We start from the raw sequence: 15,779 nt of genomic DNA on the forward strand, positions 1-15,779 counted from the left end.
CGCAAAGTCGAAGGTCCGCTCTTGGCGCGAGGCCAGCCTTGTTTCGGCACAGCGCCCTTGTCTGAGCCGCGCTAAATCGAGATCTCGGCCGCCTTCACCGACAGGCGGCGGGATGTCCCATTGAAGCGGGCGATGTTGCGCGTGGCGAACAGGATCAGCGCTGCGAGGACCAGCATCGCGCCGTCGAAGGCGAGAAAGACCGGATCGACATGCGCCTCGCCATTGAGCTGGAGCGCGGCGCTACGCCCAAGGTCCGCAAATGCGACAGCTCCGAACAGCCCGGCCGCCACCATCAGCGTCTCGGTCCAAACGCGGCGGTGTGGGCGCAGGAAGCCCGACAGGGCGACGAGGAGCCACACTGCGAAGAACGCCCGGATCTCCCACTCGGCCCGGTCCGACAGCGCGGCGGGCAGGAGCCGGTTGGCCAGGAAGTACCCTGCGAGCGCCGCCGGCAGCCCGGCAATCGTCGCGACGTTCAGGCCCTGGACGAGCCGTAGGCCGAGGCTCCGGGACGTATTCCTTTTGGGCAGGCGCGCCGCCGACCAGAGCAGTAGACCGGTGGCGACCATGGCGCTGCCGGCGAGGCCGCACAGGAAGAACAGGATTCGCAGCGCCGGGCCGGCGAAATGCGCCTCGTGCAGGCCGACCATCGTGGCGAAGGTCTTGGTCGCCGGTTGCAGGCTGCCCGCGCGGACCTCCAAGACGTCGCCCTTCACTCCGTCGAAGGCGATCTGCGGGTGCTCGTGGGAGAGCCCGTGCGGCTCCTCGAACACCGCCACCACCGTGGCCTGCGCGTCCTTCGGGTTGACGATGGTGATCCGCTCCAGGAGCTCCGAGGTCATCTCCAGAGCGCGCGCCACCAACGGCCCGATGGGGACCAGCGTGCCGGGCCGGCCGGCGGGCGGACGTGGGGCGGTGATCTGGCCGGACTCGGCGAAGTAGCGCTGGCTGTCGCCGCGATAGGCCGTGCTCACGCCCCAGGGCACGTACATCACCATGAGCGTGGCGAGCCCGGTATAGGTGATCATCAGGTGGAACGGCAGGGCGAGGACACCCGTGACGTTGTGCGCGTCGAGCCAGCCCCGCTGAGCGGACTTGTCCCGGCGGAAGGTGAAGAAGTCGACGAAGATGCGCCGGTGCGTGACGACGCCAGAGATCAGCGCCACCAGCAGGATCATCGCGCAGGCGCCGACGATCCACCGGCCCCAGAGCGGCGGCAGGTTCAACTCGAAGTGGAAGCGGTAGAGGAAGTCACCGCCGCGTGTCGCGCGCATGATGGCTGGCGCGCCCGTATCGGGATCCAGCAGGACGTGCCCAGGCGGGCGGCCCGGCCCCGTCCGCCAGAACAGCTCCAGCACCGGCCTCTCGCTTCGAGGCAGGGTGATGAACCACGTCCGCGCACCGCCCGCCTGCGCCTGCAGGTAAGCGGTGCCGCGCTCGGCCGCCGCCGCGAGATCCGCCGGCCCGAACGTCCGATTGTAACGGAGTTCGGGCCGCATCCACTGCGATATCTCGGTCCGGTAGTAGCTCGCCGTGCCCGTCACGAAGACCGCGAACAAGACCCAGCCGACGACGAGGCCGGACCAGGCATGAAGCCACGCCATCGACTGCCGGAAGGTCCTGCCCACGGCGCGCACCTCACCAGCGGTAGCGCAGGGTCGCGTAGACCGTGCGCGGCAGGCCGTAGTAGCAGCCGGAATAGGTCAGGCAGCCGGTCACGTAGCGCTCATCGAGCAGGTTCTGCACGTTGAGCTGCGCGGTGAGGCCAGCCAGCCGCGGATCGAGGTACTTCATGTCGTAGGAGGCGACGGCGTCGACCAGCACGCTCTCGGGCACCTGGAAGGTGTTGGCCGGATCGCCCCAGGACGGCCCGAGATAGCGCACGCCGCCGCCGAGACCGAGGCCGAGCAGCGGGCCCTCGGTGAAGCGGTAGTCGACGAACAGCGAGGCCGTCGTGTCCGGCACCTGCACCGGGCGAAGGCCCTGAAGCGGCACTGGCCGGCGGGTCAGGTCGTTCGTGGTGAAGCCGGTATCGCGGACGTTCCGAATATCGAGGAGCGAGAAGCCGCCGATCAGGTTGAGGCCCTCGGCGATGTTGGCCCGCGCCTCGAACTCGACGCCTTGCACGCCGACCTCTCCGGTCTGCACGACGAAGCCCGGATTGACCGGGTCGGTGGTGGTCGCGTTCGAGCGGCGGATGTCGAAGAACGCGGTGGTCAGCAGGATGTCGGTGCCGGGGGGCTGGTACTTGATGCCGGCCTCGTACTGGTTGCTGGCGATCGGGTCCGGGATGCGGCCAGCCGAGCCGAGAGCCCGGTCGAAGATGCGGCCGTTGACGATCGGCTCGAAGGCCTCGCTGTAGGAGACGTACGGGGCGACGCCGCTGTCGAACAGGTAGAGCAGGCTGGCACGGCCGGTGAAGGCTTCGGCCGGCACGTCCTGGATGGCCAGGCTGTTCGTCGGCGAGAAGGTGCGGGTCGGGCCGGTCTGCCGGGCGGTGTCGTAGCGGCCTCCGAGCGTCAGGATGAAGCCGTCGAGCTTCGCCTGATCCTGGAAGTAGACGCCGGTCTGCTGCGCGCCGATCCGCGAGGTCGCCGTGAAGGCCGGGAAGTTGATCGGTAGGTCATGATCGGGCGCGAGCGCGTTCAGGCTCGTCGTCGCCGGGAACGGCCCGGTGACGGACCGCGTGCTGAAGGTCCGGTGATCCACGCCGAGCAGGGCCGTGTGGGCGATCGGGCCGGTGTCGAAGTTGGCGACGAAGTTGTTGTCCATCGTGTAGGCTTCGATGTCGACCTGGGTGCCGCCGACCGAGCGGCCGATGATCGGGCCGCTCGTGTACGGGCCGTTGACGTCGCCGAAGGTCGTGAACACGCTGCGGTAGTCGCCTTTCGAGCGCAGGTAGCGGCCAGCCGAGTGGAAGCGCAGGTTCTCGGTGATACGGTGGTCGAACAGGTACTCGATGGAGGCCTGTGTGCGGTCGGAGCGCTCGATGTTGCGGTCGCCGTCATAGAAGTTCACCGGCAGCCGTCCGAAGATGCCGTTGCCGAAGTTGCGCGGGAACACCGTGCCGACGGCGGGGAAGCCGCCGTAGAAGCCCGAGAACGGATCGCGCTGGTAGTTGGCGATGATCGTGAGCGAGGTGTCGGTGGACGGCCGCCATGTGATGCTCGGGTTGATGAAGGCGCGCTCGATCTTCGTGGTCGCGGCCGGCCCGTCGCCGTTCCAGCCGAGGCCGATGACCCGGTAGGCGAACTGGTCGGCCAGCCCTGGGATGTCGGACTCGATCGGGCCGCCGACGTCGAAGCCGCCGCGCACCTCGCTGAAGCCGCCGCCCTGGACGAAGATCTCGCCATGGCGGACGAATTGCGGGACCTTTGAGACGAGGTTGACGATGCCGCCCGGACCGGACTGCCCGTAGAGGACCGAGGCCGGTCCCTTGATGATGTCGACGCGCTCCAAGCGGTAGGGATCGACGGTGGGGAAGGCGTCGCGGCTGGTCGGCAGCGCCATGTTGTCGAGAAGGATCGGGGCGGTGAAGCCGCGGATGGAGAACTGTTCCAGGCGCGTCGAGCCGGCGCCGCCCCGCTGCTCGGTGGTGACGCTCGGAGTGTAGCGCAGCGCCTGGTTGATGGTCAGCGCGTTCTGATCCTCGATCTGCTTGCGCCCGATGACGGAAACCGACTGCGCTGTCTCCAGGATGGGTGTGTCGGTCTTCGTGCCGACCGTGCTGCGACTGGCGACATATCCAGGCACCGGTCCATTCGGGCCGCCGCGCCCATAGAGATCGTTGTTCAGGGTGCGCCCACTCGCCTCTCCCATGACGCTGAGTTCGGAAAGTTCAACGTCCGTAGCGGGGGCGGTTTGAGCGAAGGACGGCGAGCAAAAAGCGAGAACAGACGTTGCTGATAATAGACTAACGGGCGATGAATTCCGCAAGAAGTACGCCGCGCGGCGGATCACTGTCGCAGCACTATAGTTCGACATTACACCGACTCTAAACCAGGATCGTCCTACGCGATCGCGAGCATGACTCAGCTATCACGGATCCGTGATCGGTGTGTGCTACATGAGACACATTATTTCGGAATGTACTCTGGCATTTCTCTAATGAGAATGAGGGTTTCAGATCATCGGCGTCGGGTGCTTCAACGCACTGATCCAGCACCGTGCGTCTGGAACCTGGCAGTTGTAGAGATGACGATGAGGGAGACCGGCGTGGGTTGGATGCCCGGGCTCAGCCGAACCTGCCGAGCTGAGTAGGCTCTTCCCCATCCCGTAGAAGCGCCTTGTTCAAAGGGAACAGCCGATCAAACGACAAGCTCAATGTCTGCTCTTGGAAAGCGCCCGAGGTGGCTTGAATGGCTGAAATGGGCGCAAAGCCGAACTGCCGGTTCAGCGCAAGTTGACGATACGGCATGACGTAGTCTGGCCGAAAGCTGCCAGTCCGCTTCCGAGCGAGTGCAGGGGAAAGCGGCCGCTCGCGGGGAACTGCGTGAACGGCAGAACGCAACCCCGTTCGAACCTTGGTCGGCAACAGCTGGAATGTCGGTTCGGATTATGCACAAGTCGAACCATGCGTTCAGCTTCACGCGATGGCGTCCCCGTACCGGGACAACCGGCGTGAGTGCCGGGTTTCTCAGATGTAGGTAGAGGCGAGAGCCGGCGAGCCTTCCAGCGCGTGGGCGAGCACTTCCAGACCGTGCGTGATCTGCTGCCGGGTCGAAGGACCGCCCAGGCAGAGGCGCACGGCTTCCGGCGGCGGCCCCGCCACGCAGAAAGGGTCGCTGCCGACCACGCCGAGCCCTGCCGACCGGCCTTGGCTCGCAAAAGCCGAGCGCGTCCAGCCCTCCGGCAGCGTGATCCAAACGTGGAAGCCGTGCGGGTCGGCGGTGTAGGTCGCGGCTGGGAGCAGCGACGCCACGATGCGTTGTCGCGCAGCCGATTCCTCGCGGACGAACTGCACGATGGCGTCCGCCGTGCCGTCCGTGATCCAGCGCGTCGTCAGCGCCGTCGAGATCGGCGAGGCCATGACGGTCGCGGCGCGAAGCGCACCCGCGAGCGGAAGTGTCGCTCGCGCGCTCGGGGCGACCAAGAACGCCAGTCGAAGCCCGGCGCCCAGGCACTTGGCCACCCCTGCTACGTAGTAGGTGATCTCGGGGGCCAATTCGGCGAAGCTCGGCGGCGGTGCCGGGCAGATGCGCGCGTAGGCATCGTCCTCGATGATGCTGACGGCATAGCGCCGGGCCACTGCGATGATGGCCTCGCGCCGCGTGCGCGGCAGCGTCGCGGTGGTCGGATTCTGCAGAAGTGGGTTCAGGTAGATGGCTTTCGGCCCGACCTTGGTGCAGGCGGCCGCGAAGGCGTCGGGGTCGACCCCGTGCCGGTCCATCGGCAGGTCGACGAGGCGCAGCCCCAGATGCGCCGCGAGCGCGCGAATGCCCGGATAGGTGATGCGCTCGGCGCAGATGGCGTCACCCGACCGGGCGACCTGACCCAGCACGCTGAACAGGGCGCTGTGCGCACCGGGGCAGATCAGGAGGCGCTCCCGCGTCGTGTCGACCCCGCGTCCCTTCAGCCAGCGCAGCGCCGCTTCCTTGTCATCGATGGTTCCGCCGAAGCCCTGGTAGCGCAGCAGGTTGGCGAGGTCGCCGGACAGCTCCGCGAACGAGGCCTGCATGCGCGCCCGCAGAGCCGGGACGTCGGGCTCGGGCGGCAGGTTCATGGTGAAATCGATGGGCCCGACACGTGGTGCGCCGACGGCACTGCCCGAACGGGCAGAGAGTGCTGGATCGACCACGAAGGTGCCCTGCCCGACGCGCCCCTCGATCAGGCCACGCTTATGCGCCTCGACATAGCCGCGGGACACCGTCGTGAAGTTCAGGTTGAGCGCCTCGGCAAGGGCGCGCTGGGTGGGCAAGCGCGTACCAGGCGTCAGGCGCCCTGTCTGAATGTCATCCGCCAGAGCCTCCACAATGGCTAGGTAGTGCGGCTTGCCCCAGCGCTTCAGGTCCGGCGTCCAGCCCCCGGCCACGACGCCCTGAGGGCTCATCGTCCCTCCTCTCTTCGTCACCTTCATCTGCTCCGCGCCTGCACCATCAACATGCGATCAATACTCGATTGTATGGCTAGCAAGCGTCATACCGCATGATGGTCAGGGGGCGACGATTGTGTGGTCCATACAATGCCAACAATTACTGTGCTTCAAACGTGCATATCATGGCGACGGAATGCGCAGTTGTTGCTTCTGGAACGAGCTCTATCTAGACTGATACGCGATAACGCATTCCGATCATTGATCGCATAATTGTATGCATATTATTCCAGCACATTGACCGGCACATTGAATGATAGGGTCTTGGCACACCGCTTGCCATGAAGATCCCATGACCGCTCGCAGTCCTGCCCGCCGCGGTCTCATCCTTCAAGGAGCGTGAGCAATGCCTGCCGTGAACCGCGAACCCCACAAGAAGGGCGATGTCCTGGTCGACTACGAGGAGAAGGTCTTCGAGGACGTGAAGGCCGAGCCGGGCCAGAAGGCGCTGGTGACCTTCCACACCGTCGCCTTCGAAGGCTCCATCGGCCTCGTCAATCTGCTCCAGGCCACCCGCCTGCAGCGCAAGGGCTTCGACACCTCCATCCTGCTCTACGGCCCCGGCATCACGCTCGGCGTCCAGCGCGGCTTTCCGCGGCTCGGCGACGAGGCCTTCCCGGGCCACCTCAACTTCAACAATCAGCTTGAGAAGTTCATGGCCGAAGGCGGCAAGGTCTACGCCTGCCGGTTCTCGACGCAGGCGCTCTACGGCCACGGCGAGGCGGCCTTCATCGAGGGCATTCGCATGATCAACCCCCTCGACGTGCTCGACTGCATCCTCCTGCACAAGCGCGACAACGCGGTGATCATCGACACCTGGACCGTCTGACACCCGCGCAGCGCATCCGGCGGCCGCGCGACGCGGCCGCCGTCTCAGCCGGAGGATCATCCATGTCAGAGACGCGGATCGTGCGGGCCGCCGCCGTCCAGATCGCGCCGGACCTCGACCGGCCGGAGGGCACGCTGGAGCGCGTGCTCAACGCCATCGACGAGGCCGCCGCCAAGGGCGCGCGCTTCATGGTCTTCCCCGAGACCCTCGTGCCCTACTACCCCTACTTTTCCTTCGTCCTCCCGCCCGCGATGCAGGGGGCCGAGCACCTCAAGCTCTACGAGCGCGCCCCGACCGTCCCGGGCCCGCTGACCAAGGCAATCGCGGCGGCGGCGCGGCGGCACAGCGCCGTGATCGTGCTCGGCGTCAACGAGCGCGACCACGGCTCGCTCTACAACGCGCAGCTGATCTTCGACGCGGACGGCAGCCTGAAGCTGAAGCGGCGCAAGATCACGCCGACCTACCACGAGCGCATGATTTGGGGTCAGGGCGACGGCGCCGGCCTCGACGTCGTCGAGACGGCCGTCGGTCGCGTCGGCGCGCTGGCCTGCTGGGAGCACTACAACCCCCTCGCCCGCTACGCCCTCATGGCGCGCCACGAGGAGATCCACGCCGCGCAGTTCCCGGGCTCGCTGGTCGGCCAGATCTTCGCCGACCAGATGGAGGTGACGATCCGCCACCACGCCCTGGAGGCGGCCTGCTTCGTGGTCAACGCCACCGGCTGGCTCACCGACGAGCAGGTGGCGCAGGTCTGCCCGGACGAGCGCCTGCGCGGCGCCTGCCGCGGCGGCAACTGCACCGCCATCGTCTCGCCCGAGGGCAAGCACCTCGCCGAGCCGCTCGGGCCCGGCGAAGGCATTTTGATCGCCGACATGGACATGGCGCTGGTGACCAAGCGCAAGCGGATGATGGACTCGGTCGGCCACTACGCGCGCCCCGAGCTCCTCAGCCTCCTCCACGACGACCGCCCGGCCTCGTTCGTGCACCAGCCGGTCCGTTCACCGTCCGATTCCCGGAGCTTCGACCATGAGCACCAGCCCGCTTCTGACGAACGAACCCTCCTTCCCGCCGGTCGTGTCGGGGCTGATCGGGATGCCGACGGAGCGCCTGATCAACGCGTTGCAATCCTACGGCGTTAGGCTCGCCGACAGCCGGGCCGGAGCCCCGAGCCGCCGCGGCGGCGCCGGCCCCTCGGACCACAAGGCGATGACCATCGCGGGCCGCACCGTGATGGTCCCGGTCCATACCGAGACCGCCTTCGACTCGCCGTTTCTCGTGCGTCGCCCGGACGCGGACGGCGTCGCGGTGATCGAGCACGACGGCGTGGTGATCGGGCAGGCGACCTTCCCGGGCAAACCGCGCTTCTACGCGCTCTCGACCTTCGACGGCGTGCCCTACTCGAAGATCGCCGTGCTGCACGGCCGGGACGTTCTCGCCACCACGGTGCTGCAGACTTGTATCCGCTACGCGAGCCGGGCCAAGACCTGCCAGTTCTGCTCCATCGGCCAGTCCCTGTCGGCGGGTCGCACCGTTGCCCACAAGTCGCCGGAGCAGCTGGCCGAGGTCGCCCGCGCCGCCGTGCTCCTCGACGGCGTCAAGCACATGGTCATGACGACCGGCACCCCGAACGCCACCGACCGGGGCGCCGCCGTGCTCTGCGAGAGCGCCTTCGCCGTGAAGGCTGCGGTGGACCTGCCGATCCAGGCCCAGTGCGAGCCGCCCGACGACGACCGCTGGTTCGAGCGGATGAAGGCGTCGGGCATCGACGCGCTAGGCATGCACTTGGAGGCGGTCACGCCGGAGGTGCGGGCCAGGATCATGCCCGGCAAGGCGTCGGTGCCTCTGGAGCGGTACTATGCGGCCTTCGAAGCCGCCGTTCCGGTCTTCGGGCGCGGCCAGGTCTCGACTTACATCCTGGCCGGTCTGGGCGACCCTTCGGAGGCCATCCTGGCGATGGCCGAGCGCCTGATCGGCATGGGCGTCTACCCGTTCGTGGTGCCCTTCGTGCCGATCTCCGGCACGCCGCTGGAGAGCCATCCGGCCCCTGGCCCCGACTTCATGCACGCCGTTCTGAAGCCGCTCGCCGACATGCTGGCCGGCGCGAACCTGCGCTCGACCGACATCAAGGCCGGCTGCGGCCGATGCGGCGCCTGCTCGGCGCTGTCCACCTACGAGCGAGCGGGGGTGGCGGCATGATCCTCGAACCCGTCGCGCCCTATCGGCCGAGCCATTTCCGCGTGAAGTTCGCCACGAGTGGCTGGGAGAGGCGCGCCTGCGCGGCCCTGCGCCGCCAGGTCTTCTGCGCGGAGCAGGGCATCTTCGCGGACGACGACCGCGACGCGATCGACGCGCATGCCATACCGATCTGCGCACTCTCGACGCTGGGCGGCGATGCCGACGCCGTCGTCGGCACCGTGCGCATCCACGAGGCGGCCGAGCGTCCCGGCGAGTGGTGGGGCTCGCGCCTCGCCGTCGCCACGGCCTTCCGCGGCACGGCCGCGCTCGGCGCCGGGCTTATCCAGGTCGCGGTCTCCTCGGCCCATGCCCGCGGCTGCACGCGCTTCCTCGCCCACGTGCAGGAGCGGAACGTGCCGCTGTTCCAGGCCCTGCACTGGGCAAGCCTCGACGCCGTCGACCTGCACGGGCGGTCGCATCACCTGATGCAGGCGGACCTCGCGGCATACCCGCCGATGCACGACCCGGAGCACGGGCTCGTCACCTTCCGCAAGGCCGCGTGATGACGGACGCCGTCGACATCCAGGCGCTGGCCCGCCAGATCCGAGACGCCCGCGGCGTCGCGCACAAGCGCGACATCGACGCCGTGGTGGCCCGGTTGGGTCTGGGAAGCCGGCACGCCGCGGTTCCGGTCGGCGACGACTGCGCCGCCATTCCGGACGGCGACGGCCATCTGCTGTTCGCCATCGAGGGCTTTCTCGACAGCTTCGTCTCGGCCGACCCGTACTTCGCCGGGTATTGCGGGATCATGGTCAACCTCAGCGACGTGGCCGCCATGGGCGGGCGCCCGCTCGCGGTGGTCGACGCGCTTTGGAGCCGGGACCCAGCGGGGGCGGACCCGATCCTCGCCGGCCTGTCCGACGCGGCCGCGCTCTACGGCGTGCCCGTGGTGGGCGGACACACCAACACCCGCGCATCCTGCGGCAACCTCGCAGTCGCCGTGCTGGGCCGGGCGGGCCCGCGCCTCCTGACGAGCTTCGACGCGAAGCCGGGCGATGACCTCGTCGCGGCCATCGACCTGCGCGGACGCTTCCGGGATCCGCACCCCTACTGGGACGCTTCCACTGGCGCGCCGGGGGCGCGGCTGCGCGGCGACCTAGCGCTCCTGCCGGGGCTCGCCGAGGATGGTCTGGCCTGTGCGGCCAAGGACATCAGCATGGCGGGCGTTGTCGGCACGGCCCTGATGCTGCTCGAATGCTCGGGCGTCGGCGCCGTCATCGACCTCGATGCGATCCCGCGCCCGGACCGCGTCCCGCTCGCACGCTGGCTTACCGCCTTCCCAAGCTTCGGCTACCTCGTCAGCGTGCGTCCGGACCGCACGCCGGCCGTCACCGCGCGCTTCGCCGAGCGCGGCATCGCCGCCGCCCGGATCGGGCGCCTCGACGCGAGCCGGGTCGCCCGGGTCCGTGGCGCAACGGGCGACGACGCTTTGGTCTGGGACTTCCAGGCCAGCCCGCTCATGGGCTGCGGCCAGGATGAAGCGGAGGCCGCAGCGTGACGGGCCTGCGCATCGCCATCCTGACCCACTCGACGAACCCGCGGGGCGGCGTCGCGCACTGCCTGTCCCTGGCAGAGGCCCTGTGCGCACTCGGCCACGAAGCGGTGGTCCACGCCCCTGATCCGTCCCGCCGCGGCTTCTTCCGGGCCGCGGCCTGCCCCACCGTGGCGGTGGCGGCCGAGCCGGTCGGCGGCGCGACGGTCGATCTCGTCCGGACCCGCATCCACGACTACCTGCGCCATTTCTCGACATCGGCAGCCTGCGACTTCGATGTCTTCCACGCCCATGACGGCATTGGCGGCAACGCGCTCGCGACCCTGAGGCATAGGCGCCTGATCCCGGGTTTCGCCCGCACCGTCCACCACGTCGACAGCTTCGCGGACCCGCAGCTCGCGGCGTGGCAGAACCGCTCGATCCGCGAGGCCACCCGCCTACTCAGCGTCAGCCGCCTCTGGGCCGACTGGATCAAGGACGAGACCGGCGCCGAGGCCTGGATCGTCGGGAACGGGGTCGACCTATCGGTCTATCGCGGCGAGCCGACCGAGGCAGACGCGGTCGTGCGGGAGCGCTGGGGCCTTGGCGACGGGCCAGTGATCCTCGCCGTCGGCGGCTTCGAGGAGCGCAAGAACACGGTCGGCATCATCGAGGCCTTCGCCCGGCTGCGGGGTTGCCACCCTCACGCGCAGCTCGTCGTCGTCGGAGGCGCCTCGCTCCTCGATCACGCCGCCTACCGTGCGCGGTGTCAGGCGGCGCTGGTCTCCGCCGGCCTGGACGTTGGCCCGGGCCTACCGGTGATCGAGACCGGCCCCGTCCTTCAGGCCGACATGCCGGCGCTCTACCGGGCTGCGGATCTGCTGGCTTTTCCTTCCTGGAAGGAGGGCTTCGGCCTGTGCGTGCTGGAGGCTATGGCCTGCGGCACGCCGGCCCTCGTCTCACGGCAGCCGCCCTTCACCGAATACCTGGAGCCGACGGACGCGCTGTTCGTCGACCCGGCCGACCCCGAGGACATCGCCCAGGCCATGGCGGCGGCCTTGGTGCCGGATATCCGCACGCGCCTGCAGGCGACCGGCCTCTCGCGCGCCGCCGCCCATTCCTGGCGCGGCTGCGCCGAGCGCCACCTCGACGCCTACGCGGCCTGTGCCCGCGTCCGACAGGAGCCGATCCATGCCTGAGATGCACTTCCACGTTCGCTGGCCCGACGGACGCCGCGAGGCCTGCTACTCGCCCTCCCTCGTCGTGAAGGACTTCCTCACGCCCGGCGAGAGCTACGCCCTCGACGAGTTCGTCACGAAGACCCGGGCGGCCCTGAACATCGCGAGCGAGCGGGTTCGCGAGAAGTACGGCTTCGCCTGCTCCTCCGCGCTGGACCAGCTCGCTCGCATCGAGGCCGCCGCGAAACGGCAGGAGCCCGGTGGCCAAGTCACCGTCGAGTCCTTCGAACCCTGAGCCGACGCCCCCTTACGGACTCTCACGGAGCCAGAGCCATGACTTCTACCCCCCGTCATGTCCCCGTCGTCATCGTCGGCGGCGGCCAGGCCGGCCTCTCGATCAGCCACCACCTCAAGCAGCGCGGGATTGAGCACCTCGTCTTCGAGCAGAAGACCGCCGCGCACACTTGGTCGACGCAGCGCTGGGACACGTTCTGCCTCGTCACGCCGAACTGGCAGTGCGACCTGCCGGGCCACCCCTACGACGGGCCGGACCCCGACGGCTTCATGAAGAAGGACGAGATCGTCGCCTACCTGAAGGCGTTCGTGGCCAAGTTGAACCCGCCGATCCGCGAGGGCGTGTCGGTCACACGCGTGGAGCGGCGCGAGGACGGCATCTTCTTGGTCCAGACCTCGGAGGGCGACTACACCGCGGACGAGGTCGTCGTCGCGTCCGGCGGCTATCACACGCCGATCATCCCACGCATGGCCGAGAAGCTGCCGGGCTCGATCACCCAGATCCACTCGAACCAGTACCGCAACCCGGAGCAGCTGCCCGAGGGCGAGGTGCTGGTCGTCGGTTCGGGGCAGTCCGGCGCGCAGATCGCCGAGGACCTCCACCTCGCCGGACGCAAGGTGCACCTGGCGGTGGGCGATGCGCCCCGCTGCGCCCGCTTCTACCGGGGCCGCGACGTCGTCACCTGGCTCGCCGATATGGGCTACTACGAGATGACCGTCGATAACCATCCGCTGCGCGACGGCGTCCGCGACAACACCAACCACTACGTGACCGGCCGTGATGGCGGGCGCGATATCGACCTGCGCCGCTTTGCCATCGAGGGCATGAAGCTCTACGGCCTGATGGAGGATTACCAGGACGGCTCCCTGCGTTTCCGCGGCGACCTCAAGCGCTCGCTCGATCAGGCCGACCGGACCTACAACGGCATCAACGCGGCCATCGACAAGTACATCGCCGAGAAGGGCATCGATGCCCCGGCGCAGGAACACTACACCCCTGTCTGGGAGCCGGGCGAGCCCGTGACCAGCCTCGCCCTGGAGAGGTCCGGCATCACCAACGTCGTCTGGTGCATCGGCTTCACGCCGGATTTCCGTTGGCTCGACGCCTCCGTATTCAACGGCGTGGGCAGCCCCAAGCACAAGCGCGGCGTCACGAACGAGGACGGCGTCTACTTCATCGGGCTGCCGTGGCTGAACACCTGGGGCTCGGGGCGCTTCGGCGCAGTCGGCCGCGATGCCGAGTACATCGTGCAGGTCATTCAGAAGCGGCTTGGCGCCGAGCGGTTCGCCCTCAAATTCGCCGTGTGACTCGTCACCCGCAAGCGCCGGCCGCTATGGGCCGGTACCCTTCAGGTTTGCCGTCGTGGCTGTCATATCATCGCCGACGCCTTCTAGGCGGAGCCGAAGGCCACTCTCGACGGCCGGGGCCAACCGCTGCCCATTCGCGCAGGAGAAGCTCAGTGAATCTCCACATCGGGGCCGTCTAAGCCGCGTCACCTCCGACGAGCGTCAATCGCTACACCTTGGGGATGCCGCACCTCTGCGCGAATAGCTTGTCGGAGAATTGGCTCTGGAGGGAGCTTGGCCATCGACACTGGGGCTTGATTGCCGAGGCGTTCTGCAGGGGAGCCTCCGGTTTCGGCCCTTAGGGCGAGCCGCCCATCCACGCCGCGTTCCGAAACATCACCTTATGCGAATGGCCGATCGAAGCTGGTAGCGTCCGCTTACGGGACTTCGTCAAAGCGATCTGAATGACCGGGATGGGCGCAAAGCCGCCGACCGGGTTTGGCCGAAAGCCGCTGGTCCGCTTCGGAGAGCGGTTGCCGGAAAATCGGACGGCCTCCTATCGGCTCACAGCAGTCGTGCAGACAGCCAACGGCACTTCCCAGAAGCGGCCGTTCGCCACTCACATGGAAACTTCGGTTTGGGGTCGGAATGTGCATATTTGAAACATCGATAGTGTTGTCGGGATCGATCACCTTTTGATTAAAACACCTTGATGGAACCGATCAGATGGCTGAAGAAATCGACTTTGCTTACAGCTAAATCAGCTGCACGTGTTAAGCAAAAGGTCACAAGTTGCCGAGTACGAGCCTTCCGACAGGAAGGATCAGCATGCTGTATCATCGACTGTTTGTCCGCTTCCGCACAAACAGCGACGGCAACTTCGCGGCGATCTTTGCCCTCGCCATGGTGCCCTTCGTCATGGTGGGCGGCATGGGCATCGACTACGGCATCAACGTCGCGGTCCGTCAGAAGGCGCAGAACGCGGTCGACGCTACGGTCCTGACCCTCGCAAAGCTCTCGACCACCGTGAGCGATCAGGACTTGCAGGCGAAGGCGGACACGCAGGTCAAGGCGCTGCTGTCTGATGGACGGCTGCGAGACGCGGTCGTCACAGCCAAGCGGGATGGCGACACCATCCGGGTCGAGATCGTCGGGAACACGCGGACGCCGATCACGAGCATCGCCGGTTTCAGGCAGCTGCCGATCGACGTCATGGCGGTGGCGCGGCGCGGCAGCGGCAACCTCGAGGTCGCGCTGGTGCTCGACAACACCGGCTCGATGAAGGGGACCAAGCTCGCCAACTTGAAGAGCGCCGCGACCTCGCTCGCGGACTCGATGTTCAAGGAGGTCGATCCGGCCAAGCCGAACTCGCTCAAGATGGCGGTGGTGCCGTTCTCGATGACTGTCAACGTCGGCTCCGGCTACGCCAACGCTTCCTTCATGGACGTCGACGCCAAGTCGTCGATCCACAAGGAGATCTTCGCGGTGAAGGATGCGACCGCGAACCGCTTCTCGCTATTCGGGAAGATGAAGGTCGCCTGGGCCGGCTGCGTCGAGACCCGACCGACGCCCTATGACGTCCAGGAGCAGCCGCCGACAATCGCGACCCCTGATACCTTGTATGTTCCCATGTTCGCGCCGGATGAGAGCGACAACGACGGGAGCGCAATCAACGACTACATGTTGGACTATCCGAGCACCGTCCCAGCGCGCAGCCAGAGCTCGAACGATCGGACGCGTCAGGGACAGGTTGCAAAGTACGGCTCCAACAAGATCCTCCAGGCCGCATCCTCGACCCAGTCCGGGACGGGATACCACTACGGCCCGAATTCCGGCTGCGAGCTCCAGCCCCTAACGCGACTGACCACGACGAAGGCGGCGGTCACGGACGCGATCACCGCCATGACGGTCCTGGGCGACACGAACATCGCCACCGGCCTCATGTGGGGCTGGCACGTCCTCTCGCCGAACGCGCCGTTCTCCGACGGAGCTCCCTATACCGACGAGAAGACCCGCAAGTACGTGGTCCTGATGACTGATGGTCAGAACCAGAGCGCTCCGTCCAATTCGGACAACCAGTCCTACTACTCCGGGATCGGGTTCATCTGGAACAACCGGATCGGGACAACATCATACGACAACGCGACACGCACCAAGTACATGGACGCGCGTACCGCGCAGCTGTGCACGAACATGAAGAGTGCGGGCATCCAGATCTTCACGGTACGCGTTGAGGTCACGGACGGCACCAGTGATATGCTCCGCAACTGCGCCACCACGCCGGACATGTTCTACGACGTAAAGAACTCGAGCGCACTGAACGACGTTTTCGCGTCGATCGGCTCCCAAATTAACGAGCTGCGGATCGCGAAATGACGGATCGATGTCCGACAG

At 67.3% G+C, this 15,779-nt stretch carries 12 protein-coding genes; 9 read left to right on the forward strand and 3 right to left on the reverse strand.

Features of this window, described 5'->3' with window-relative positions:
- Window positions 1-71: 71 nt before the first annotated feature.
- The 3 genes from AC3WSN_RS14460 to AC3WSN_RS14470 all read right to left on the reverse strand — a co-directional run bounded on the left by AC3WSN_RS14460 (window position 72) and on the right by AC3WSN_RS14470 (window position 6,076).
- Window positions 72-1,628 carry a PepSY-associated TM helix domain-containing protein gene (locus tag AC3WSN_RS14460; RefSeq protein ID WP_492538780.1) on the reverse strand — a complete coding sequence of 519 codons (1,557 nt, stop codon included), beginning with the start codon at window positions 1,626-1,628 and terminating at the stop codon, window positions 72-74.
- A 10-nt stretch (window positions 1,629-1,638) separates the two neighbouring features.
- Window positions 1,639-3,819 carry a TonB-dependent siderophore receptor gene (locus AC3WSN_RS14465; protein WP_492538782.1) on the reverse strand — a complete coding sequence of 727 codons (2,181 nt, stop codon included), beginning with the start codon at window positions 3,817-3,819 and terminating at the stop codon, window positions 1,639-1,641.
- 817 nt (window positions 3,820-4,636) lie between these two features.
- On the reverse strand, window positions 4,637-6,076 hold the full coding sequence (locus AC3WSN_RS14470; protein ID WP_492538784.1) for an aminotransferase-like domain-containing protein: 1,440 nt from the start codon (window positions 6,074-6,076) through the stop codon (window positions 4,637-4,639).
- Window positions 6,077-6,437: 361 nt separating this feature from the next.
- Between AC3WSN_RS14470 and AC3WSN_RS14475 the strand changes: the two genes are divergently transcribed.
- The 9 genes from AC3WSN_RS14475 (at window position 6,438) to AC3WSN_RS14515 (ending at window position 15,761) form a co-directional block, all read left to right on the forward strand.
- Window positions 6,438-6,920, forward strand: coding sequence for an MSMEG_0572/Sll0783 family nitrogen starvation response protein (locus AC3WSN_RS14475; protein ID WP_142582002.1), 483 nt, complete (start codon window positions 6,438-6,440; stop codon window positions 6,918-6,920).
- A gap of 62 nt (window positions 6,921-6,982) precedes the next feature.
- Window positions 6,983-8,059, forward strand: a complete 1,077-nt coding sequence (locus AC3WSN_RS14480; RefSeq protein WP_492538786.1) for a Nit6803 family nitrilase — start codon at window positions 6,983-6,985, stop codon at window positions 8,057-8,059.
- A complete protein-coding gene (locus tag AC3WSN_RS14485) occupies window positions 8,013-9,116 on the forward strand; it encodes an MSMEG_0568 family radical SAM protein (protein WP_492543118.1) in 1,104 nt (367 codons plus the stop codon). Before AC3WSN_RS14480 ends, AC3WSN_RS14485 begins: the two co-directional genes overlap by 47 nt.
- The gene (locus tag AC3WSN_RS14490) at window positions 9,113-9,658 is read left to right on the forward strand and encodes an MSMEG_0567/Sll0786 family nitrogen starvation N-acetyltransferase (RefSeq protein ID WP_492538788.1); all 546 of its coding nucleotides are present in this window, start codon (window positions 9,113-9,115) and stop codon (window positions 9,656-9,658) included. The genes AC3WSN_RS14485 and AC3WSN_RS14490 overlap by 4 nt, the downstream gene beginning before the upstream one ends.
- A complete protein-coding gene (locus AC3WSN_RS14495; protein WP_492538790.1) occupies window positions 9,658-10,653 on the forward strand; it encodes a sll0787 family AIR synthase-like protein in 996 nt (331 codons plus the stop codon). Before AC3WSN_RS14490 ends, AC3WSN_RS14495 begins: the two co-directional genes overlap by 1 nt.
- The gene (locus AC3WSN_RS14500; RefSeq protein WP_492538792.1) at window positions 10,650-11,825 is read left to right on the forward strand and encodes an MSMEG_0565 family glycosyltransferase; all 1,176 of its coding nucleotides are present in this window, start codon (window positions 10,650-10,652) and stop codon (window positions 11,823-11,825) included. The genes AC3WSN_RS14495 and AC3WSN_RS14500 overlap by 4 nt, the downstream gene beginning before the upstream one ends.
- Window positions 11,818-12,099, forward strand: a complete 282-nt coding sequence (locus AC3WSN_RS14505) for an MSMEG_0570 family nitrogen starvation response protein (protein ID WP_492538794.1) — start codon at window positions 11,818-11,820, stop codon at window positions 12,097-12,099. Before AC3WSN_RS14500 ends, AC3WSN_RS14505 begins: the two co-directional genes overlap by 8 nt.
- Window positions 12,100-12,137: 38 nt before the next feature.
- Complete coding sequence (locus tag AC3WSN_RS14510) at window positions 12,138-13,406, forward strand: MSMEG_0569 family flavin-dependent oxidoreductase (RefSeq protein ID WP_492538796.1); 1,269 nt, start codon at window positions 12,138-12,140, stop codon at window positions 13,404-13,406.
- An 807-nt stretch (window positions 13,407-14,213) separates the two neighbouring features.
- Entirely contained in the window at window positions 14,214-15,761 is a 1,548-nt protein-coding gene (locus tag AC3WSN_RS14515; protein WP_492538798.1) for a pilus assembly protein TadG-related protein, read from the forward strand.
- The last annotated feature ends 18 nt before the right edge of the window (window positions 15,762-15,779 follow it).

This window comes from Methylobacterium sp. FW102-HT35C08 (genome assembly GCF_058790235.1).

Excerpts from the sequence above, each read along its gene's own strand:
- AC3WSN_RS14465 (WP_492538782.1), bottom strand. The coding sequence starts at position 3,819 with ATGGGAGAGGCGAGTGGGCGCACCCTGAACAACGATCTCTATGGGCGC.
- AC3WSN_RS14470 (WP_492538784.1), bottom strand. The coding sequence starts at position 6,076 with ATGAAGGTGACGAAGAGAGGAGGGACGATGAGCCCTCAGGGCGTCGTG.
- AC3WSN_RS14475 (WP_142582002.1), top strand. The coding sequence starts at position 6,438 with ATGCCTGCCGTGAACCGCGAACCCCACAAGAAGGGCGATGTCCTGGTC.
- AC3WSN_RS14480 (WP_492538786.1), top strand. The coding sequence starts at position 6,983 with ATGTCAGAGACGCGGATCGTGCGGGCCGCCGCCGTCCAGATCGCGCCG.
- AC3WSN_RS14485 (WP_492543118.1), top strand. The coding sequence starts at position 8,013 with ATGCCGACGGAGCGCCTGATCAACGCGTTGCAATCCTACGGCGTTAGG.
- AC3WSN_RS14490 (WP_492538788.1), top strand. The coding sequence starts at position 9,113 with ATGATCCTCGAACCCGTCGCGCCCTATCGGCCGAGCCATTTCCGCGTG.
- AC3WSN_RS14495 (WP_492538790.1), top strand. The coding sequence starts at position 9,658 with ATGACGGACGCCGTCGACATCCAGGCGCTGGCCCGCCAGATCCGAGAC.
- AC3WSN_RS14505 (WP_492538794.1), top strand. The coding sequence starts at position 11,818 with ATGCCTGAGATGCACTTCCACGTTCGCTGGCCCGACGGACGCCGCGAG.
- AC3WSN_RS14510 (WP_492538796.1), top strand. The coding sequence starts at position 12,138 with ATGACTTCTACCCCCCGTCATGTCCCCGTCGTCATCGTCGGCGGCGGC.
- AC3WSN_RS14515 (WP_492538798.1), top strand. The coding sequence starts at position 14,214 with ATGCTGTATCATCGACTGTTTGTCCGCTTCCGCACAAACAGCGACGGC.